This window comes from Kitasatospora sp. MBT66, from assembly GCF_000710405.2.
Classification (GTDB): Bacteria; Actinomycetota; Actinomycetes; order Streptomycetales; family Streptomycetaceae; genus Kitasatospora; species Kitasatospora purpeofusca.
Window position 1 is genome coordinate 220,391 of the sequence record NZ_JAIY01000011.1, and the last position, 18,835, is coordinate 239,225.

Genomic DNA, 18,835 nt, shown 5'->3' on the forward strand with positions numbered 1-18,835 from the left:
CTGGCCGCGACGGGACTGCTCAGTGCCTGTCAGGGGCGGGAGCGCTCGGCCCTGGAGGCGCTGGAGACACTGGAACGGGAGGGCGAGCGGCGCGGCCTGGGCCGGTCGATCGCCGTGGCCGCGTACGCGCGGGCGGTGCTCCACAACGGCCTGGGCAACTATCCGCTCGCGCTGGACGCCGCACAGCGGGGCCTGGAGTACCAGGACCTCGCCGTGCACCACTGGACCTGCCTGGAACTGGTCGAGGCGGCGACCCGCGTCGGCGGCCCCGACGCGCAGGCACAGGCGCGCGAGGCACGGGAGCGGCTGGCCGACCGGAGCCTGGCCGGCACCCCCTGGGCACGCGGCGCGGCGGCGGTCGCCGACGCCCTGACCGGTCCCGAGGAGCACGCCGAGGACCGCTACCGGGACGCGATCGAGCACTACGACCGGGGCGGGCTCCGGGTGTTCGAGGCCCGGACCCGGCTCCTGTACGGCGAGTGGCTGCGCCGCCGCAACCGGCGGGCCGAGGCCCGTACCGAGCTGCGGACGGCGCACGGGGCCACCACGGCGATGGGCATGGAGGCGTTCGCGGAGCGGGCCCGGCGGGAACTGCTCGCCACCGGCGAGACCGTCCGCCGCCGGGCCGTCGACGCACCGGCCCTGACGCCGCAGGAGACCCAGATCGCCCGGCTCGTGGTCGCCGGGCACTCGAACGCGGAGATCGGGGCCCAGTTGTTCATCAGCCCCCGGACGGTCGAGTGGCACCTGCGCAAGGTCTTCGTCAGGCTGGGGATCGCCTCCCGCCGCGAGCTCGACGGGGCGCTGTCCGGCGGGCGGTGACCACGCTCCGGCCCGGCAGGTCCTACAGCCGCCCCGGTCCCGGCTATCGGTCCCGGGCACCCAGCAGGTACTCCGGGTACAGGTTCACCGTCTGATCGACCAGGCCGTGCAGCCCAGCGACGTACTCGCCCACCCCGCCGGCCTCGTCGATACTCGTGTGCAGCCCGTCGATCAGCGGCCTGACCACCGCCGCGAACGCCCGCAGCCGGCTCGGCTCGGTCAGCTGCGCCGCGAACTCCTCCCGGGCCGCCGGGGAGTCCGCGCACCCGACGAGCAGCTTCTCCGCCGCCGTGCGCTCCGGCTCGGACAGCGACTGCAGGTACTGCACCACCATGAAGGTGGCAGTCCCGTTGCGAAGGTCCTCGTACCGTCCCGAGGCGATGTCCCGCTGGTCGTTGACCAGTTGCCGCAGCACGCCGAAACGCGCGCCGAAGTCCCGCCACGCGTCCACGCGCGCCCCGTCGCACCCGGCCAGCACCGCGCCCATCGCCGCGGCCATGGCGTACGGGGCACCGGTCTTGCCCAGGTAGCCGGCCATGACCTCGTCGGCGGTCGCCGTCGCCGCGGTCGCCGTGAGGTCCACGAGCTGCCCGGCTATCCCCCGGTGCCAGGCGCGCGACAGCTCCTGGCGCAGCCGCAGCGCCCGCTCCGGGTCGTCGCGGCATCCCTCGTCGAGCACCTCGGCCGCCAGGTGGCAGGCGATCCCGATCACGGCGAGCAGATCCTGGTCCGCACTGCCCGTGTCGGCCGCGGCGGACGACCGGGGCCCGGCGTCGGACAGGTCGTCCACGTAGCGCGCCGAGACCCACCACAGCACGTGCGCCACCGCCGCCGGCTCGGCCGGCGCCGGGTCGCCGGAGTGCGTCCCGTGCACCAGGAACGGCAGCGCGACGATTCCGTCCACCGCCGGCCCCGAGCCGCGCCCGGCGATCCGGTCCAGGAAGCCGGTCAGGGCCCGTCCCATCGCACGGTCGGCGGCCGCGCCGGGACCGTCCGAGCCGATCAGCCCCTCGCCCGTGCCTCGCAGCCGCCGCAGCACGGCGTCCGAACTCCAACTGGATGCGCTTGCCGTCATGGTGTCCTCCGTGTGAATGCCCGGGCTCTTGAATTCGTTCGAAGATTCGAAGATCAAGGTACGGAGACACTATTACCGCAACGGTGCTTGCCGTGACGGTTATTGGGTTCTCTCGCCGGGCTGTTCACGGGTGGGCACATGTCCGAGGTCCCGTCACAGCCGGTCGGCGTCCAGCACGGCGCGCGCGAACGCCGCCGGGGCCTCCTGGGGTGCGTTGTGCCCGACGCCGTCGAGCACCCGGTGCTCGTACGCGCCGGTGAAGAACTTCCGGTACCCGAGTCCGTCGGTGGAGGCCAGGAAGGGATCGAGCCCGGGGTCCAGCGTGATGGTCGGCACGCCGATGGTGGGCCGGTCCGCGAGCCGTTGCTCGTAGCGGTCGTAGCGGGGTTCGCCAGCGGCCAGCCCCAGCCGCCAGCGGTAGTTGTGGGTGACGATCGCGGCGTAGTCCGGGTTGTCGAAGGCGGCGGCGGTGCGTTCGAAGGTCGCGTCGTCGAACGCCCAGGTCGGCGAGGCCTCCGCCCAGACCGCCCGGGCCAGCTCGCGGCGGTACTGCGGGTTCTCCAGGGCCCGGCGGCCGCGGTCGGTGGCGAAGTAGTACTGGTACCACCAGGTGTGCTCGGCCTTCGGCGGCAGGGGGTTCTGCTGCGCCCGGACGTCGGTGACGAGGTACCCGCTCACCGACACCAGGGCCCTGACCCGCTCCGGCCACAGCGCCGCGACGATGTCAGCCGTCCGCGAGCCCCAGTCGAACCCGGCCAGGACCGCCCTGCGGATCCCCAGCGCGTCCAGCAGGGCGACGACGTCGAGCGCGACCGCGGACTGCTGCGCGTTGCGGACCTCGGTCGGCGAGCGGAAGGTGGTGGTGCCGTGGCCCCGCAGGTACGGGACGATCACCCGGTAGCCGGCCTCGGCCAGCAGCGGGGCCATGTCGACGTAGCTGTGGATGTCGTACGGCCAGCCGTGCAGGCAGACCGCCACGGGGCCGTGCGCCGGACCCGCCTCGGCGTAGCCGATGTCGAGCACACCCGCGCGGACCTGCTTCAGCCTGCCGAACGTGCGGGCCGGGGCGGGTACTTCGGTCGGAGCGGGTACTTCGGTCAGGACCGGCACCTCGGCCGGGGCGGCCGGGCGTCCGGAGCGGTCGGCGGCGACGGCGCCGGTGGGCACGGCTGCGGCGCCCATGCCGAGACCGACCGCCTTGGAGAACGTACGCCTGTTGATCATGTTCGATCCTTCCTAGGAACTGGAACCTGCTGGTGTGCCCCGACGGTCGTGGTCCGGTTCAGGGCGTCGCGCAGCGCCGCCCGGCTGGTGATGCCCAGCTTCGGGAAGACGCGGTAGAGGTGCGAGCCGACGGTGCGCGGCGACAGGTGCATGCGCCGGCCGATCTCCTTGTTGGTCAGGCCTCCGGCCGCCAGGTCCGCGACCCGGCGCTCCTGCCAGGTCAACGGGGCGGCGACGGGCACCGCGGCGTGGTCCGGCGGGTACGTGGCGTCCGCGTCGGCGAGGACGGTGCCCCGGCGGACGGCGACGGTCCACCCGGGCAGTGCGGCGGTGTCGAACCGTGACGCCACGTCGGCCCGGACCGCGACCAGCAGCCGCACCCGGCTGCCGGCCAGGCGCCGCCCCACGAAGCCGAGGACGTCGGCGCTGGAGTCGTCCAGCCACTGCCCGTCGTCCACGACCAGCAGCAGCGGCTGCCGCACCGCCGTCCGCGACAGCAGCCGGAGTACCGCGATGCCCAGTCGCACGACCGAGGGCCGGTCGCCCTCGGCCCGGCCGAAGACGGCGTCGAACACGGCGCGGGTCTCCTCGTCCAACCGTGCGGCCTCGCCGAGCAGCGGATGGAGCAGTTGGTGCAGTCCGGCGTGGGGCAGCCCGGACTCCGCCTCGACCCCGCTGACCCGCACGACGCGGTGCCCCTCCCGCTCCGCCACGGCGGCGGCGCGACCCAGGAGGGACGTCCGGCCGACGCCCGGGGCCCCGCGGAGCACGAGGGCCCGACCCGCCGTGCTCCGCGCCAGCGCCGCGAGCTCGGCGTGCGCACGCTCCCGCTCCACCGGCCGGGCACCCGCGCCCTTCTTCTCGTTCTCCTTCTCCTTCGGCACCGGTCTCCTCCGCCGTCCGCCGTCGATCGGATCCCGCGCGCCCGGCCCGGTGACCGGACTCCGCCACCGGGTGTCAACCGCCCAGACCGGCGGCACGGGCCATGTGCGCGGCGTACCACGACGGCCAGTCCGGATCGTGGTGGCCGAGCCGCGCCTTGTACTCGCCGTGGGCGAGCGCCGCGTCGCGCAACGCCTGCTCGACCTCCGCCACCGAGCGGTACACCACCTGGGTGATCCGACCCGGCCGTCGGGCCGTCACCTCCTGGAGGACGAAGGTGTTGCCGTCCGGGTCGGCGAAGGTGGCGAAGGAGCCGTAGGACTGCCGGGTCGGATGCGGCCCCGGTACCCGGCCGGCAGTGCCGGCGTGGTGGAAGACACCGCCGGCGTCGTGGAACACCTCGCCGACGTCGACGCCGCGGGCGAGGAGCTCGGCGCGGGCCGCCACGACGTCGTCCACGACCAGGTGCACGCCCCGTTCCGACCCCGGCTCCGCGTCGGTGACGCCGCTGCCGACGACGATCGACGCGGCCGAGCCGGGCGGCGTCAGGTGCACGACCCGGAAGCCCCCGGGACCGGAGAAGTCGACGTCCTCGCGGAAACCGATCCGCGTCCAGAACGCCTTGGCCCGGTCCACGTCCGAGACCGGAACGACCACGACCTCGATCCTGAGATCCACCGTCATCTGCTGCTCCTTCGCATCGGCGGGTGCCGCCCGGCACCCGCCGACAACGATCCCGGGAGCACCCGGCCCGTCGCCCCAGGGACGGACCCTGGTGGGGACCCTGGCCCGTGTCCCCCGGGTCCCCGGCCAGGGCCCCGGGGCAGGTGGACCAGGGTGCGACACGGGCTCGACGGGAGGGCGCCGCCCGGCAACCTGGGTCCAGCAATCACCGGTCCGACCCGGCCCGAATCGACGCGGTCCGAATCGACCCGCCCCGACCCGAGGAGCACGAGAACACACCGTGGCCACCATCCACCTCACCGAGCGGACGCACGCGACACCGGAACAGTTCGTGGCCTGCCTCACCGACTTCGGTCCGGGCCGCCGGGAACTGTTCGGCAACAGCGCGGACGAGTACCTGAAGGTCCACACGAGGGGCACCGACCGCGCCGACGTCACCGAGGGCTCGGGCGGTATCTGGGAGCGGCTGCACTACGACTGGTCCGACCCGCACCGGGTGGTGATGACCACCGTCGACTCCAACATCTGGGGCGGCGCCTCCGGGCACACGTACACCTTCACGCCCCTGCCGGACGGCACGACGCGGCTGGACGCCGTGGTGGTGCGCGAAGGCAAGAACCTCCGGGGACGCCTCACCGGCCTGCTCCTGGGCAGTGTGGGCAAGGGTGTGCTGGCGAAGGCGCTGAGGAACACGGTGAAGGCCGTCGAGGCCCGCTCGGTCCCGCCCCACGACCGGCCCGAACCCACCACCCGGCACACCCGCTGACCAACCTCCGCACCGACGCCCGGACCGACACCCGGCGCGCCCTCGGCCGGACGGCGGGCCCGGGGAACGCCCCGGCGCCTGGCCGGGGGTACCGGCCAGGCAGGACCCGGCGCGGCAGGAGGCCCACCGTTCGGGTCCGTCCTGGGGTTCCGCCCCGCTGTCAGGCGTTCCAGAGCACACCATGACGGTGACGGACCGGCGCCATGTCCTCGCCCTCGACCTCGTGGCCGGCGCGGTGGAGTCCGCAGATCCGCTGGGCGGCGAGCCGACCCCGGAGCCGGGCGCGGCCCTCGGCCGTGGCGATCTCGACGGAGAACGAGTCTCCCCTGCAGTGAAGCATGATCCACTGCCAGGTGGTGGTCCGGCGCAGCGTCCTCGCCGGGGCAGGGCGGCGCCCCTCACGGGCGGCCCGGGCCAGCTCCGCGTGCGAGTAACGCAGGTCGTACAGGGACATGGACTCCCCTGCACCCTTCCGGACGCGGAGTCGGTCGGGAGTCGTGCGGACAGTTCGGGACATCGAAAGCCCTCCGTGGGGCCCTCCGGACTCTCCGGAGGCACCTACGGCGGGTGCGCGGTGGTCAGCACGCCTCAGCCCCTTCGTGGCTTCACGGCACCGTGGTCGGCCTCGGCCTGTGGTTCAACCTGCGTCGCTGCCGTACGGCGGCAGGGGGATGCGGTGGACGGCGTCGAGCTTGTCGATGATCTCCCGGAGTTCGCGGGCCGCCCGGGGCGACATCACATTCATCGCCGTTTCGAGGAGAGCGCGAGCCTCCAAGGGGTTGCCGCAGCAGTACCAGTGCACGTTGCCCCACTCGTAGTCGTGCCGCAGCTGGCGCTCGGAGCGGTGGACGTGCTCCCTCCATACACGCACGGCAGCGGTGACGTCCCCCGGCTGCAGGTAGTTCCGGGTGCGTTCGAGGCGGTCGACCTCGAGGAGCGCCCGCGAGGAGACACCGTCGATCACGGGCCTCGAAGCCCCTGTCCGGTGCGGCGGGGGGCTGGTTCGGAGGACCGCCGGCCGTCTACGCGGCACGGCCTCGGTTCGTCGTCATGCGGCCCATGCTCGCACGACGACGAATGCTTCTCGAACGATTTCACCCGGTCACGCCGTCGTGTGCGGCGCCACCGCCGGTTCGAGCAGCGACAACGTCCGGCGCTGCGCGTCGAGGCCGACGCGGATGCCCAGCGGCAATGGCAGGTTGGGGCCGGCGTGACCGAACTCGACGTTGCCCAGGACCGGGATGTCACGGTCGCCGAGGGCGTCGAGCACGATTTCGGGCAGGGTAGGGGACGCTCCGGGTTCGAGTCCGCCGATCTCGCGCGGGACGCCGACGACCATGCCGGCGATCCGGTCGAGGATGCCGGAGTGCCGCATCACCTGGAGGTAGCTCCACACGTACGATGCCAGGCCGCCCATCTCCTCCCAGAAGAGCACGGCGCCGTCGAAGCGTTCGAGCGGCAGCGCGAAAGGCGTCGCCTGCGCCAGCACGATGCGGTTGATCGCCCCGCCGATCAGCGGGCCCTCGGCCCGGCCGGGGCGCCAGCACTCCCACAACGGGCTCGTTGGCAGCGCACCGACCTCCTCGGTGCCGGTCAGCAACCTGAAGTAGAGGGCTTCGAGTTCGGCCCGACGCGCCGCCGGGGCGGACTGCCAGTGCCCGCCGAAGCCGGGGACGGCCATGTCGGCGTGGAACCCGACAAGACCCGTGCGCGCGTGGAGCGCCAGGTGCAGCAGCGAGATGTCGCTGTAGCCGAGGATCGGCTTGGGGTCGGCCCTGATCGCCCCGATGTCGATCAGGTCGAGGTAGCCGAACACCGTCTGGCCGCCGTCACTCGCGACGATCGCGCGCACCTCGGGATCGCGCAGCAGACCGTTGAGCTCCCCCGCGATCTCCGCCGGGGTGGCCGCGCTCCACCAGTGGCGGCGCCCTGCTTCGAGCAGCGGCGCCCGGCGCACCCGGAATCCCATCCGCTCGAACACGGCCACCGTCCGCTCGATGTTGGGCTCGTGGGCGGCGGGCAACGGACCGGACAGCGAGGCGATGACCACGAGGTCCCCGGGCTTCAGCGCACGCGGTCGGAGCAGTCGCGCCGGTGCGGAACGAGTCATGGCGTCAGTTTCGACCGGAGTCCGGTCGGAGTCACCCGGGTTTCGCCGACCGCCGACCGGCTCTCTGCGTTCAGGTCCGGCGGGACGGGGAATCGGCGACCACCTGGCCCAGGGCCCAGTCCCGCAGCAGAGTCACGGCCTCCTCCCTTGCCAGCGGGCCGCGTTCGAGATGAAGGTCCTGCAGGTGGCGCGTTGCCGCGCCGATCTGCGGCCCCGGTGGCAGGCCCAGCAGGTCCATGATCTCCTTGCCGTTCAGCGCTGCCGCGACGTCCGGGAGCGGCCGAAGTCGCTCGAACTCCGCAGCGGCACGCGCGGTTCTGGCGGTCTCCGCCGCCTGTTCCTCGTACCACTCCTCGTAGTTCGCCGCCCGGCGTGCGCTCAGGCCGAGCGAGTGCCAACCGGCCGTGTCCTGTTCCCGGCCGAGCCCCACCGCCAGGAACAGGTCCTGGTGGTCCGCTTCCTCCGCACCGCCCGCACCGTCCGGAACGACACCGAGCAGCGCGAGCGCGGCATTGATCGGCCACTCCTCCCGTGGACCGGTGAAGTCCGCGTCGCGGACCGGCCCCCACACCTTCGCCCCGGGACCGTACACGACCGCGGCCTGGTGTCCGTGTCCGCCGTGGAAGTCGGCCTCCACGTGGGCGATCGACCTCTCCGGGGCCCAGCCGTCCAAGGTCCCGCTCGACGTCCGGCTCGGGATGCGTCCGAAGGCCGGGAACAGCGCCCCGAGGGGTCGGCACTCGGGCCCGGTGCCGTCCAGGCCGGTGGGTGGGCCGGTCAGTTCCGCAAGGAGTTCCTCGGTGACGGGCACCAGCCCCATGGACTGCCGGAGCGGGGCGACCACTGCTTCCCGGATCCCGGCGGTCCGGCTCCTGAGCAGGTCGAAAGGTCCGATGACGGCGTTGAGCTCGTACGGCATTCCGGCAGGGTACCCGTACAGCCGCGGCGCAGTGACACGGTGATGAAGATCCGTCCAGGACCCGACTCGGCGGACCGGAGCGGGCGGCGGCGGAAAGCGGCCGTGCTCCGGATCAGACCTGGTGGGACGGGGAGTTGGTGACCACCTGGCGCAGGAGGTCGGCGTTGCCGCGGGTGCGCTTCACGCGGTCCAGGAGGAGTTCGGTGGCCTGCTGGGTGTCGAGGCCGCCCAGGGCCCGGCGCAGCGCCCAGGTGGCGGGGGTGCGGGCGGGGCCGAGGAGGAGTTCCTCGCGGCGGGTGCCGGAGGCCCTGACGTCGACGGCCGGGAAGACGCGCCGGTCGGCGAGGCGGCGGTCGAGGCGGAGCTCCATGTTGCCGGTGCTCTTGAACTCTTCGAAGATCAGGTCGTCCATCCGGGAGCCGGTGTCGACGAGGGCGGTGGCCAGGATGGTCAGCGAGCCGCCGTTCTCGATGCTGCGCGCCGCGCCGAAGAGCCGCTTCGGGTGCTGCAGGACGCTCGCGTCGAGGCCGCCGCTGAGGGTCCGCCCGTTGGCGGGGGCGGTGGCGTTGTGGGCGCGGGCGAGGCGGGTGAGGGAGTCGAGCAGGACGACCACGTCGTGGCCGAGTTCGACCAGGCGCTTGGCCCGCTCGATGGCGAGTTCGGCCAGCGCGATGTGCTCGCGGGCGGGCCGGTCGAAGGTGGAGGCGATGACCTCGCCCTTGACCGAGCGGCGCATGTCGGTGACCTCCTCCGGGCGCTCGTCGACCAGGACGACCATCAGGTGCGCCTCGGGGTGGTTGCGGGCGATCGCCTCCGCGATCGACTGCAGGACGAGGGTCTTGCCCGCCTTCGGCGGCGCGACGATCAGGCCGCGCTGACCCTTGCCGATCGGCGCCACCAGATCGATGACACGGCCCGTCAGCTGCCGCGGGTCGCTCTCGGTCTCCAGGCGCAGCTGCCGGTGCGGGTACAGCGGGGTCAGTTCGTGGAACGCCGGGCGGGGCCGGGACTCCTCGGCGGGGTTGCCGTTGACCGTGTCGACCCGGGCCAGCTGCGGGCGGGCGGCGCCCGCGCGGGGACGGGTGGCGCCGGAGCGGGCCTCGCCGGAGCGGTTGACGCCGGGGCGGACCGCGCCGGTCAGGACATCGCCGGTCCGCAGGCCGAGTGCGCGCACCTGGCCGGCGGGCAGGTGCACGTCGGTGGGACCGGGGAGGTAACCGGAGGTCCGCAGCACGGCGTTGCCCTCGCGGATGTCCAGCACTCCGGCGACGGGAAGGAGGTCGCTCGCGGCGGCGGTGTCCGGCTGCGCCGGTCCGTCGGAGCGGGCGCGCGCCGGCTGTGCGGGCCGGGCCACTTCGGCCGGCGGGCGGACGGTGGAGCGCGTGGAGGTGATCACCTCGACGAGTTCGCTCTTGCGCAGGCGGGCGGCGCCCTGGATGCCCAGCGCGGAGGCGAGTTGGTGCAGGTCGGCCTTCAGCAGGCCGTCCAGCGGCGTGGTGGTGGTCGGTTCGGTGGTGGTCGTCACGAGCAGGTACTCCTGTGGGGTGTAAGGGTGTGGTGCGAAGAATGTGGTGCGGAGGGTGCGGTGGCTCGGCGGCCGTGAGCGGCCGGTCAGGTGCGCGGAGCGGGACCGCGGTTCGGCCGGAATCCGGTCGGGGTACGCGGGACGGCGGGCGAATCGGCCTCGGCACGACCGTGGAACGGTCGGTGCGGGTGGCGTCGGCGGTCGCTGTCGCGTCGGCGCGGGTGCGCCCGGAGAATGCCCGGGGCGAGCGCTCTCAGCTGCTGCGGATGTGCCGGGAACGGAGCGTTGGAGCTGCTTCGATATGCCGGTGTCCTGGCCGGCCACGACAAGGGGCTCGGCTGTGCAGTGGCGCCTGGTTCCCGCACCCCGAGGGGTGGGCTTCCAGCATCGCCTGTATGCAGGGTAGCACCATGGGTGGCCGCGGCGTCCCGGAATTCGCGAATGCGACCCGGCGTCGGCCCGGTGGGCCGCCCGCCGTGCCGGGCCCACCGGCGTGCCAGGCACGTCGGTGAGGTCACATTGTGACGGCGGGATCTCACGCCTTCGGGGTGACCGCTTCGAGAAACCGGAGGTCATCATGCCGCGCACCCGCAAGGACGAGGCTCCGCTGCTCGTCGACGCACCGGTGGTCCAGGGCCGGTACGTCGAACTGGACGACTGGACGGTCTCCTTCGAGACCTTCCCCGCCGAGGGAGGCGCGCGATGAGCACGGCACCCGTCACCGCCGGCACCACCGGTACCGCCGGTACCGCCGGTACCGCCGCCCGGGCACGGGACCTGGCCGAGGACTTCGTCGCCTTCCTGGAGACCGGCGTCCCGCCTGCCGGCCTGTTCGCGTCCGACGTCTTCTGCGACTTCACGATGCCCCGCTGGCGGCTGCAGGCCCGGGGCGTCGACGACGTGCTCGCCCTGCGGCGCGCCGGGCACCCCGCCCCCGGCCGGGTCCCGCGGTCGCGGTTCGACGCCACCACGACGGGCTTCGTCCTGGAGGTCGAGGAGCGGTGGGAGCAGGACGGGCAGCCCTGGTACTGCCGGGAGCTGTTCCGTGCCGACGTCCGGGACGGATCGATCCGCGAGCTGTCGGTCTACTGCACCGGCGACTGGGACCGCGCCCGGGTGGCCGAGCACGCCCGGAGCGTCGAGCTGCTGCGCGCCTGAACACCGCGAACGGCGCCCGCCGACGCTCCCGCCGTACGATCGGCGTATGGAGGCCGAACCGGCGCCGGCGGCGGCCCGGAGCGGTCTGCCGGCGGCCTACGAGCGGGCGCGGGAGACGGGCGACGCCGAGCTGATGGCCGCGGCCGCGCTCGACCTTCCGTCCGGCCAGCGCTTCGGCGTCCATCCGGGGCGGGTCCCGGCGCTGATCCACGAGGCGTACGCGGCCGCCGTCACCCCGGTGAGCCGCTGCCGGCTGGCCGCCGCCCTGGCCCGGGCCTGGGTGTACGGCGGCAACGCGCGCCGGGCGACGGCCTTCGCCCAGGAGGCGGTGGCCCTGGCGGACGGCCTCGACGACCCCGAGGTCCTCGCCGAGGCGCTGGACGCCGCGCTGGTCGCGCACTGGGGGCCCGACGACTTCGCCGAGCGCCTCGCGCTCTCCGCCCGGCTGGCCGACACCACGGCCCACCTCACGGATCCCGAGGCGCGGCTGACCGGCCACCTGTGGCAGCTGACCACGGCCTGGGAGTGCCTGGACCTCGTCGCCGTGCAACGCCAGCTGCGGGCGCTCGACACGCTCGCCGAGGAGTCCGGGCGGCCGCGCCACGCCTTCTTCGCCGCCTCGCGCCGTGCCGCGCTCGCCCTCGTCCAGGGCGACACCGAGCTGGCCGACCGGCTCCTCGCCCGGACCCGCGAGCTCGGTGCCCGGGCCGCCGAACCCGACCTGGAGGCGGTCGTCCACGACCTCCGCGCCGCCCGTGCCCGCCGCGCGGGGGACACCGGGGCGCTGCGCCGGGAGGCAGCGGCCTTCGAGGAGTTCGGGGCCGCCGAGGGCGTACCGTCCGTGTCGGCCGAGGCTTCCGTGCTCTGGCTGGCCGCCGGTGCGGAGGGGCGGGCGCGGCAGCTGCTCGACCGGCTCGCCGGTACGGGCTTCGGGACGGTGACGCGTGACGTCGACTTCCTGCTCACCGTCGCCTGCCTCACCGAGGTCGCGGCGGCGCTGCGCTGCGACGAGCTCGCCGACGACGGCGCCCGCCTGCTGGCGCCGTTCGCCGGCCGGGCCGTGCTCAACGGCGGCGCGGTCACCTTCCACGGCGTGGTCGACGACTACCTCCACCTCGTGGGGACCGCCCTGGCCCTCCCCGGCGCGGCCGACGCGCGCCGCGCCGCAGCGGCCGCCTACCGGCGGATCGGCGCCACCTGGTGGCTGAACCGGCTCGCCGTACCCGCTCCGACACCGGCGCCCCGGGCCCGTACCGTCCATCTGCACCCCGCCGACGAGTCCGGCTGGCTCGTCGGCGACGAGGGCTCGGCGTTCCTGCTCCCCCGTCTGAGGGGCCTGGACCACCTGCGCACGCTGCTCGGCCGGCCCGGCGTCGAGGTGAGCGCGCTCGAACTGTCCGCGGCGGCCCCGGGCCGGGCCGGCACCGCCGTCATGGGCGCCGTCGTCGACTCCGAGACCGCGGAGATCGCCGACCGGCAGGCCCTGGCCGCCTACCGGGCCCGGCTGCGGGACATCGACGCCGAACTGGACGACGCCGCTTCCTGGGCCGACCGGGGCCGGACCGACCGGCTGCGGCTGGAACGCGAAGCACTGCTCCACGAGCTGCGCGCGGCCACCGGTCTCGGCGGCAGGCCGCGCCGCTTCAGCTCCACCGACGAACGCGCCAGGGTCGCCGTGCGCAAGGCCGTCGTGTCCGCGCTCGACCGCGTCGCCGCGCGGGACAGCACGCTCGCCGGGCTGCTGCGCGACACGGTCCACACCGGCGCCTCCTGCCGTTACGACCCGGACCCCGCCCGACCGGTGACCTGGCTGCTCGACCCGCCGGACGCGGCGGGCGGCGACGAGCCACGGCCGATCGTCTGACCCGCCGCGGATCAAGGCAGACCGAGCGGGCACGTACACTTTCCCCTCGTGGTGGACACCCAGTACGAAGACCTGTTGAAGCACACGCTCACCGCCGGGACGGCCAAGGCCGACCGGACGGGCACCGGTACCCGGAGCGTGTTCGGACACCAGCTGCGCTACGACCTCTCGCAGGGGTTTCCGCTGGTCACCACCAAGAAGGTGCATCTGAAGTCCGTGGTGTACGAGCTGCTGTGGTTCCTGCGCGGCGAGTCCAATGTGAAGTGGCTGCGTGAGCACGGCGTCACCATCTGGGACGAGTGGGCCGACCACGAGGGCGACCTCGGCCCCGTCTACGGCGTCCAGTGGCGCAGCTGGCCCACCCCCGACGGGCGGCACATCGACCAGATCAGCCAGGTCCTCGACACGCTGCGCAACGATCCGGACTCGCGCCGCATGATCGTGTCGGCCTGGAACGTGGGTGAGCTGGACGCCATGGCGCTCGCCCCGTGCCACGCCCTGTTCCAGTTCTACGTGGCCGACGGCCGGCTCTCCTGCCAGCTCTACCAGCGCAGCGCGGACCTGTTCCTCGGGGTCCCGTTCAACATCGCCAGTTACGCGCTGCTCACCCACATGGTCGCGCAGCAGGTGGGCCTGGAGCCCGGGGACTTCATCTGGACCGGCGGTGACTGCCACATCTACGACAACCACGTGGAGCAGGTGACCGAGCAGCTCTCGCGGACGCCGTTCGACTTCCCCGAGCTGCGGCTGCGGCAGGCCGACTCGCTGTTCGACTACGCGTTCGGCGACGTGGAGATGGTGGACTACAAGCACCACCCCGCCATCAAGGCACCGGTCGCGGTATGAGGATCGGACTGATCTGGGCCCAGACGCCGGACGGTGTGATCGGCGCGGACAACACGATGCCGTGGCACCTGCCCGAGGACCTCGCGCATTTCAAGGCGACCACCCTCGGGCGCCCCGTGGTGATGGGCCGCCGCACCTGGGAGTCGCTCCCGCCGCGGTTCCGCCCACTGCCCGGGCGGCGGAACATCGTGGTGACCCGCAATCCGCAGTGGTCGGCGGACGGCGCGGACCGTGCCGGATCCCTCGACGAGGCGCTGGAGCTCGCGGCCGCGGAACCCGGGACGGGTACCGCGGCCGAGACGTGGGTGATCGGCGGCGGGCAGCTCTACCGCCAGGTCATCGACCGGGCCGCGACCCTTTCGGTCACCGAGGTCGACCTGTCGGTGCCGGGCGACACCTACGCCCCCGCCGTCGGCCCCGCCTGGACGGTGGCCGAGGACGGCGGACCGCAGACCTCGGCGTCCGGTGTGCGCTACCGGATCCGCACCTACGTACGCCGCGGCGACTCGGACTGATCTTCCGGACCCACCGCCGCGGTCACGCCGGGCGCGCGGGGCGCAGGTAGACCTCGTCGGTGTAGCACCAGGCCCAGTCCTCGCCCGGCCGGAGCGAGCGGGCGAGGTGGTGGGCGTGGTGGGCGCGGGCGTGGTGGTAGGCGTGCTGGCCCGGGGAGCTGTCGCAGCAGCCGATGTGCCCGCAGCTCAGACAGGCCAGCAGGTTCACCCAGGTGCGCCCCTCCCGCAGGCAGTCCTCGCAGCCGGGGGCCGCGTTCGCGGGCACCTCGTGCAGGCCGTCGAAATGGTCGCAGGTCGGTTGGACGGCCCGGCCGGGATCTGGCGCCACCCGCCATTCGTACCGCTCGTTCACAGGGCACACCCTACGAGGCCGGACCGGGCGACGCAGGACGGACCTGCTGTCCTGTGGTGGTGACCGTCGGCACCTGATCGGACTGCCCAGGGTGTGATCAGGGCATGAGGCAACTTCTAAGCCTCCACCGGTGCGGCCGACCTGGCGAGCTGCTCGAGCTTCGCCCAGTGGGCCGCACGGGCGTCCTCGTCGATCTGCTTCTCGTGTTCGGGGCGCACCCCGGTCCGGCCGTCGAGGCCCTCGCGCAGGATGTCGGCGTGGCCGGCGTGCCGGTTGCTCTCGCCGAGGACATGGACCAGGACTGCGAACAGGTTCGTGTTGGGACCGGGCTCGGGCCACCACGGCACGTGGCCGGGGGCGTCGAGGGTCAGCTCGTTGATCGTCGCGTCCGAGTGTTCCCAGGTGCGCCGGTAGAACCCGATGATCTGATCGAGCGTCTCGTCCTCGGTCGCCCACAGGTCGCTGCCGCTGTGGTCCTGCCACCGGGGCAACGGTTCCGGGGAAGGGCGGTCGAAGACCTCGCCGAAGTACCTGGCCTCGACGGTGGCCACATGTTTGACCAAACCGAGGAGGTTGGTCCCGGTCGCCACCAGGGGTCGGCGGGCGTCGTACTCGGACAGGCCGTCGAGTTTCCAGAGCAGCGCCTTGCGGTCGCGCCGCAGTCGCCCGTGAAGGTTGTCCTTCGCGAATTCGTCGATCATGCGGCATGAGCCTGCCATGGGCTGCTCGTGGTCTCAAAATCCCGTACGTGGTCCGCAAGGACCGCCCGGCGACAGTCGGGGCGGGGTTTTCGCCTCGGGGGGGCGGGGAAGAACGTCTCGGGACTCCCGCTCGTGCGGCTGGTGGACACGGCCTGGCTGTCCGGACGGCAGCCCGCTCGGACCGCGCGCGCCACCCGGCGGGGAAGGGGAGCACCGATGACGGGACGTGCCGAGGGGCCGGGGCCCCGGGCCTGGACCCCCGACACGCTGGACGAGCAGGACTGGGTCGTTCCGTGGCCGCCGGGCGGACCGGACGGCACGGCCGATCCGGTCGGCAGCGTCTCCCGCGTCGCCCACGCCCTGCGCCACGGGCCGGGGCTGGCCCTGGTGCGCGGCCTGGAGCTGGACGGGCTCGGCGATCCGGAGTGCGCCGAGCTGTGCCGGCGCTTCGCGGCGCGGCTGGGCACGGTGGTGCCGCTCCCGGCGGGCCCGGCGGCGGACGACCTGCTCACCGCCGAGACCGCGCCGGCGGTCGAGTTCTCGGCCGCCGACCGTGCCAGGCAGCGGGAGGGGGACGCCAGGACGCTCGACCCGCACACCGACCGCTCGTACGGCCCCGAGTCGCCGTGGCTGCTGGGCCTGCTGTGCATCCGCCCCGCCCGGACCGGTGGTGAGTCGCTGCTGGTCAGCGCCCGCGCCGTCCACGACCGGCTCGCGGAGCAGGACCCGTCCGCGCTGCACCACCTGTACCAGGACTTCCACTTCGGGCGCGGACCGGACTTCGACCGCGTCTCCCCGGTCTTCCGGCAGCGCCGCCACGGCCTGCACGTCCAGTACAACCGCTACTGGATCGAGCGCGGCCAGCAGGAGGCCGGCCGGCCGTTCCCGCCGGGCCGGCAGGCGGCGCTGGACACCCTCCACGGGGTGCTCACCGACCCCGGGACGGTGCTGCGCGTCCCGTTGCGGCGGGGCGACCTCCTGTTCCTGGACAACACGGCCGTCCTGCACGGGCGGACCGGGTTCGTCGATCACGCCGGTCCGGGAGAGCGGCGCTGTCTGGCCCGGGTCTGGGCGGACCGGCCCGCCGACCGGTGAGGAACGGGGCCGGGCGGGGTCAGCCGCCGTCGCCGAGCGCGTAGAGGCCGGGGAGGTTGACCACGATGGCTTCCTGGGTGCTGCGGGCGATGACGACCACCGCCTCCTGGTGCGGGTCCGGGTTCTCCTCCCGGTGCGGGACGAACGGCGGGACGAAGATGTAGTCGCCCGGGCCCGTGCGCAGGCGGATCTCCTCGGGCGTGCCGGACGAGTCGTCGACGAAGACGAACTCGGGGTGTCCGCTGACCACGTGGATCGCGGTCTCGGACTCGCCGTGGTGGTGGTCGGAGGAGGCGGTCGCGGGGGCGACGTGGGTCTGGCCCATCCAGAGTTTCTCCGAGCCGACCGTCCGTCCGCTGATCGCGGCGAAGCGCCGCATCCCGCCGGTCTGGGCGGTGCCGTCGTCGAGTTCACCCGCGCGGATGTGGTGCAGCCGGGCCCGCAGGGCGGTGTCGGCGGGGGCGTCCGTGGCGTGCAGGTGCGGGTGGAAGCCGGTGCCGGCCTCGGTGACGACGGCCGCGTCCTCGGCGGCGGGCGCGGGGGTGCGGGGGTGGGAATGGGAGTGGGAGTGGCGTTCGGCGGACATGGTGCTCCTGGGTCGGGCGGGCAGTTGGGCGGCAGGACAGTAGGGGGCGGCGTCTCCCGGTGCCTCCCGGTGCCTCCCGGCGTCTCCCGTGCCTCTCCCGGCCGCGCCCCACGCCCCGGGATGTCACCGGACGCTAGGCCCGGCGGCAAAAGGATGTCAAGAGGTGTCTTTTCCCGCCGACCGGGCCCGCCCTTGGCGGACAAGGGACTTGAGCACCGCTCCGCCCGGGGGATACTCGGGTGCATGCACATATCCGCCAAGGCCGACTACGCCGCCCGGGCTCTGGTCGAGCTCGCCTGCGACACGTCGCGCCCACTCACCTGCGAGGCCATCGCCGCCTCCCAGGGCATCCCGTTCCGGTTCCTCAAGTCCGTGGTGGGCGAACTGCGGCGGGCCGGGCTGGTCCGCAGCCAGCGCGGCTGCGAGGGCGGCTACTGGCTCGGCCGGACGGCCGAGGAGATCACCCTGCTGGACGTGGTGCGCGCGGTGGACGGCGAGGTGATCACGCTGCGCGGCGAGCCGCTGGCCGGACTCGACTACCCAGGCCCCGCGCGCGGACTGCCGTCGGTCTGGCGCAGCGTCGAGGAGCGCGCCGTGGAGATCCTCTCGGGCACGACGGTGGCCCAACTGGTGCGTTCCGGCGTCCGGGTGGCGACCGCGTGAGCGGGGACGAGGGCGAAGCCGGGGTCGAAGCCTGGGGCACGGCCGCGGCCACTGCGGGCGAGGTCGCTACCGTCGCGGTCGGTGTCGAGGTCGAGGTCGTGGAGTACACCGACCCGATGTGCCCGTGGTCCTGGGCGGCCGAGCCGAGACTGCGGGCGCTGCTGCGCGAGGCGGAGGGCCGCTGCCGGCACCGCAGGGTCTTCGGGGTCCTGTTCGACGAGGACGAGGAGCCCGCGCCGGACCCGGCCGCCGAGACGGCCTGGTACGCCGGGTACGTCCAGCGGATCACCGACCACGCGGGCGCGCCGAGGGCCGCCCGGCTGGGCTGGGTGGCGGCGAGCAGCTGGCCGTCCTCGCTGGCGGCGGCCGCCGCCGAGGCGCAGGGTCCGCTGGTCGCCGACCGGGTGCTGCGCCGGCTGCGGGAGAGCGTGTTCGTCCTCGGCGAGCCGGCCGACACCCCCGAGCGGGTGCTCGCGGCGGTGGCCGGGGTACCCGGCCTCGACGAGCCGCGGCTGCGGGCCGACCTGGCCTCCGCGGCCGTCCGCGAGCGGGTGCTGCGCGACCGTGCCGAGGCCCGGCGGCCGCTGCCGGAGGTGATCGGACTGCGCGGGGACGGACCCCACCCGGGAGCGGCGAAGGAGACCGAGGACGGCGGCCACCGGTACGCGCTGCCGACCGTGGTGTTCACCGGGCCGGGCGGGCGCCGGGTGGTGCCGGGGTGGCGGAGCCCGGACGAGTACCGGAGCGCGCTGGCCGCGGTCTCCCCCGCGCCGCTGCCGCCGGCGGACCGCGTCCCCACCGCCGAGGAGCTGTTGGAGCGGTACCGGAGCCTGACCGGTCCCGAGCTGGCCGGAGCGACCGGAGGGCTGCCGGCCGGCGCCCGGCGCGTGCCGACCGCGAACGGGGACGTCGTCCTCCACCCGCAGGAGCGTTCCGGCCCGGCCGTCGTGGCGGCCCACCGCTCCCCCGCCGCCCGCTGACCTCCCCGCCACCGACCGAGGGCCCGCGCCGCCGAACGGGACGAAGACGTCACACGGCGCCGCCCCGC

General features: G+C 74.0%; 22 protein-coding genes. 10 read left to right on the plus strand and 12 right to left on the minus strand.

Annotated features, from left to right (window positions below; translation table 11 throughout):
* A partial coding sequence (locus BI06_RS31750) for a helix-turn-helix transcriptional regulator (RefSeq protein ID WP_043473986.1) occupies positions 1-822 on the plus strand: 822 nt, incomplete at its 5' end.
* A 43-nt stretch (positions 823-865) separates the two neighbouring features.
* Here the strand turns inward: BI06_RS31750 and BI06_RS31755 are convergent.
* From BI06_RS31755 to BI06_RS31770, 4 genes are all read right to left on the minus strand, one after another.
* Positions 866-1,897, minus strand: coding sequence for a polyprenyl synthetase family protein (locus tag BI06_RS31755; protein ID WP_082558818.1), 1,032 nt, complete (start codon positions 1,895-1,897; stop codon positions 866-868).
* Between the two features lie 153 nt (positions 1,898-2,050).
* Complete coding sequence (locus BI06_RS31760) at positions 2,051-3,121, minus strand: alpha/beta fold hydrolase (protein WP_043473987.1); 1,071 nt, start codon at positions 3,119-3,121, stop codon at positions 2,051-2,053.
* The gene (locus BI06_RS55625; RefSeq protein ID WP_043473990.1) at positions 3,118-4,005 is read right to left on the minus strand and encodes an AAA family ATPase; all 888 of its coding nucleotides are present in this window, start codon (positions 4,003-4,005) and stop codon (positions 3,118-3,120) included. The genes BI06_RS31760 and BI06_RS55625 overlap by 4 nt, the downstream gene beginning before the upstream one ends.
* Before the next feature lie 73 nt (positions 4,006-4,078).
* A complete protein-coding gene (locus BI06_RS31770) occupies positions 4,079-4,687 on the minus strand; it encodes a VOC family protein (protein WP_043473993.1) in 609 nt (202 codons plus the stop codon).
* 280 nt (positions 4,688-4,967) lie between these two features.
* Here BI06_RS31770 and BI06_RS31775 point away from each other — a divergent pair, with 280 nt between their 5' ends.
* Positions 4,968-5,453 (plus strand): SRPBCC family protein, encoded by a 486-nt coding sequence (locus BI06_RS31775; RefSeq protein WP_043473995.1) that lies wholly within the window; start codon positions 4,968-4,970, stop codon positions 5,451-5,453.
* A gap of 160 nt (positions 5,454-5,613) precedes the next feature.
* Here the strand turns inward: BI06_RS31775 and BI06_RS31780 are convergent, their stop codons facing one another.
* From BI06_RS31780 to rho, 5 genes are all read right to left on the minus strand, one after another.
* Positions 5,614-5,907 (minus strand): hypothetical protein, encoded by a 294-nt coding sequence (locus BI06_RS31780; RefSeq protein WP_037782026.1) that lies wholly within the window; start codon positions 5,905-5,907, stop codon positions 5,614-5,616.
* Positions 5,908-6,090: 183 nt separating this feature from the next.
* Positions 6,091-6,417 carry a hypothetical protein gene (locus BI06_RS31785; RefSeq protein WP_107113446.1) on the minus strand — a complete coding sequence of 109 codons (327 nt, stop codon included), beginning with the start codon at positions 6,415-6,417 and terminating at the stop codon, positions 6,091-6,093.
* Between the two features lie 138 nt (positions 6,418-6,555).
* On the minus strand, positions 6,556-7,563 hold the full coding sequence (locus BI06_RS31790) for an LD-carboxypeptidase (RefSeq protein ID WP_043473997.1): 1,008 nt from the start codon (positions 7,561-7,563) through the stop codon (positions 6,556-6,558).
* 70 nt (positions 7,564-7,633) lie between these two features.
* A complete protein-coding gene (locus BI06_RS31795) occupies positions 7,634-8,482 on the minus strand; it encodes a hypothetical protein (RefSeq protein ID WP_233290369.1) in 849 nt (282 codons plus the stop codon).
* A gap of 112 nt (positions 8,483-8,594) precedes the next feature.
* Positions 8,595-10,586 carry a transcription termination factor Rho gene (gene rho / locus BI06_RS31800; protein WP_082558835.1) on the minus strand — a complete coding sequence of 664 codons (1,992 nt, stop codon included), beginning with the start codon at positions 10,584-10,586 and terminating at the stop codon, positions 8,595-8,597.
* Here rho and BI06_RS54835 point away from each other — a divergent pair.
* From BI06_RS54835 to BI06_RS31820, 5 genes are read left to right on the plus strand one after another with little or no spacing between them, the layout of a single operon-like run.
* Positions 10,585-10,713 carry a hypothetical protein gene (locus tag BI06_RS54835; protein WP_255360276.1) on the plus strand — a complete coding sequence of 43 codons (129 nt, stop codon included), beginning with the start codon at positions 10,585-10,587 and terminating at the stop codon, positions 10,711-10,713. The two genes, rho and BI06_RS54835, sit on opposite strands and share 2 nt — an antisense overlap.
* Positions 10,710-11,165, plus strand: coding sequence for a hypothetical protein (locus tag BI06_RS31805; protein ID WP_199523379.1), 456 nt, complete (start codon positions 10,710-10,712; stop codon positions 11,163-11,165). Before BI06_RS54835 ends, BI06_RS31805 begins: the two co-directional genes overlap by 4 nt.
* A 46-nt stretch (positions 11,166-11,211) precedes the next feature.
* Positions 11,212-13,029: a hypothetical protein gene (locus BI06_RS31810; RefSeq protein ID WP_043473999.1), complete on the plus strand. Its 1,818-nt coding sequence runs from the start codon at positions 11,212-11,214 to the stop codon at positions 13,027-13,029.
* Positions 13,030-13,077: 48 nt separating this feature from the next.
* Complete coding sequence (locus BI06_RS31815) at positions 13,078-13,875, plus strand: thymidylate synthase (protein WP_030397278.1); 798 nt, start codon at positions 13,078-13,080, stop codon at positions 13,873-13,875.
* The gene (locus BI06_RS31820; RefSeq protein WP_030397277.1) at positions 13,872-14,390 is read left to right on the plus strand and encodes a dihydrofolate reductase; all 519 of its coding nucleotides are present in this window, start codon (positions 13,872-13,874) and stop codon (positions 14,388-14,390) included. Before BI06_RS31815 ends, BI06_RS31820 begins: the two co-directional genes overlap by 4 nt.
* A 22-nt stretch (positions 14,391-14,412) precedes the next feature.
* Here BI06_RS31820 and BI06_RS31825 read toward each other — a convergent pair whose 3' ends face one another.
* Both BI06_RS31825 and BI06_RS31830 read right to left on the minus strand, forming a co-directional pair.
* Positions 14,413-14,742, minus strand: a complete 330-nt coding sequence (locus tag BI06_RS31825; protein WP_233290370.1) for a UBP-type zinc finger domain-containing protein — start codon at positions 14,740-14,742, stop codon at positions 14,413-14,415.
* A 116-nt stretch (positions 14,743-14,858) separates the two neighbouring features.
* On the minus strand, positions 14,859-15,443 hold the full coding sequence (locus BI06_RS31830; RefSeq protein WP_030397275.1) for a DinB family protein: 585 nt from the start codon (positions 15,441-15,443) through the stop codon (positions 14,859-14,861).
* Positions 15,444-15,659: 216 nt separating this feature from the next.
* On the opposite strand from BI06_RS31830, the gene BI06_RS31835 reads away from it, so the two are divergent.
* On the plus strand, positions 15,660-16,538 hold the full coding sequence (locus BI06_RS31835) for a TauD/TfdA family dioxygenase (protein WP_043474001.1): 879 nt from the start codon (positions 15,660-15,662) through the stop codon (positions 16,536-16,538).
* 19 nt (positions 16,539-16,557) lie between these two features.
* Here BI06_RS31835 and BI06_RS31840 read toward each other — a convergent pair whose 3' ends face one another.
* Entirely contained in the window at positions 16,558-17,124 is a 567-nt protein-coding gene (locus BI06_RS31840; RefSeq protein ID WP_082558819.1) for a cupin domain-containing protein, read from the minus strand.
* A gap of 243 nt (positions 17,125-17,367) precedes the next feature.
* Here BI06_RS31840 and BI06_RS31845 point away from each other — a divergent pair, with 243 nt between their 5' ends.
* Both BI06_RS31845 and BI06_RS31850 read left to right on the plus strand, forming a co-directional pair.
* Positions 17,368-17,787, plus strand: a complete 420-nt coding sequence (locus BI06_RS31845) for an Rrf2 family transcriptional regulator (protein WP_030397272.1) — start codon at positions 17,368-17,370, stop codon at positions 17,785-17,787.
* Positions 17,784-18,767 carry a DsbA family protein gene (locus BI06_RS31850; RefSeq protein ID WP_369826273.1) on the plus strand — a complete coding sequence of 328 codons (984 nt, stop codon included), beginning with the start codon at positions 17,784-17,786 and terminating at the stop codon, positions 18,765-18,767. Before BI06_RS31845 ends, BI06_RS31850 begins: the two co-directional genes overlap by 4 nt.
* Positions 18,768-18,835 lie beyond the last annotated feature (68 nt).

Bases quoted from the DNA above. Each gene is read 5' to 3' on its own strand.
- BI06_RS31780 (WP_037782026.1), bottom strand. From the start codon at position 5,907: ATGTCCCTGTACGACCTGCGTTACTCGCACGCGGAGCTGGCCCGGGCC.
- BI06_RS31820 (WP_030397277.1), top strand. From the start codon at position 13,872: ATGAGGATCGGACTGATCTGGGCCCAGACGCCGGACGGTGTGATCGGC.
- BI06_RS31830 (WP_030397275.1), bottom strand. From the start codon at position 15,443: ATGATCGACGAATTCGCGAAGGACAACCTTCACGGGCGACTGCGGCGC.
- BI06_RS31790 (WP_043473997.1), bottom strand. From the start codon at position 7,563: ATGACTCGTTCCGCACCGGCGCGACTGCTCCGACCGCGTGCGCTGAAG.
- BI06_RS31760 (WP_043473987.1), bottom strand. From the start codon at position 3,121: ATGATCAACAGGCGTACGTTCTCCAAGGCGGTCGGTCTCGGCATGGGC.
- BI06_RS31840 (WP_082558819.1), bottom strand. From the start codon at position 17,124: ATGTCCGCCGAACGCCACTCCCACTCCCATTCCCACCCCCGCACCCCC.
- BI06_RS31770 (WP_043473993.1), bottom strand. From the start codon at position 4,687: ATGACGGTGGATCTCAGGATCGAGGTCGTGGTCGTTCCGGTCTCGGAC.
- BI06_RS31810 (WP_043473999.1), top strand. From the start codon at position 11,212: ATGGAGGCCGAACCGGCGCCGGCGGCGGCCCGGAGCGGTCTGCCGGCG.
- BI06_RS31755 (WP_082558818.1), bottom strand. From the start codon at position 1,897: ATGACGGCAAGCGCATCCAGTTGGAGTTCGGACGCCGTGCTGCGGCGG.
- BI06_RS31835 (WP_043474001.1), top strand. From the start codon at position 15,660: ATGACGGGACGTGCCGAGGGGCCGGGGCCCCGGGCCTGGACCCCCGAC.
- BI06_RS54835 (WP_255360276.1), top strand. From the start codon at position 10,585: ATGCCGCGCACCCGCAAGGACGAGGCTCCGCTGCTCGTCGACGCACCG.
- BI06_RS31795 (WP_233290369.1), bottom strand. From the start codon at position 8,482: ATGCCGTACGAGCTCAACGCCGTCATCGGACCTTTCGACCTGCTCAGG.
- rho (WP_082558835.1), bottom strand. From the start codon at position 10,586: ATGATGACCTCCGGTTTCTCGAAGCGGTCACCCCGAAGGCGTGAGATC.
- BI06_RS31805 (WP_199523379.1), top strand. From the start codon at position 10,710: ATGAGCACGGCACCCGTCACCGCCGGCACCACCGGTACCGCCGGTACC.
- BI06_RS31845 (WP_030397272.1), top strand. From the start codon at position 17,368: ATGCACATATCCGCCAAGGCCGACTACGCCGCCCGGGCTCTGGTCGAG.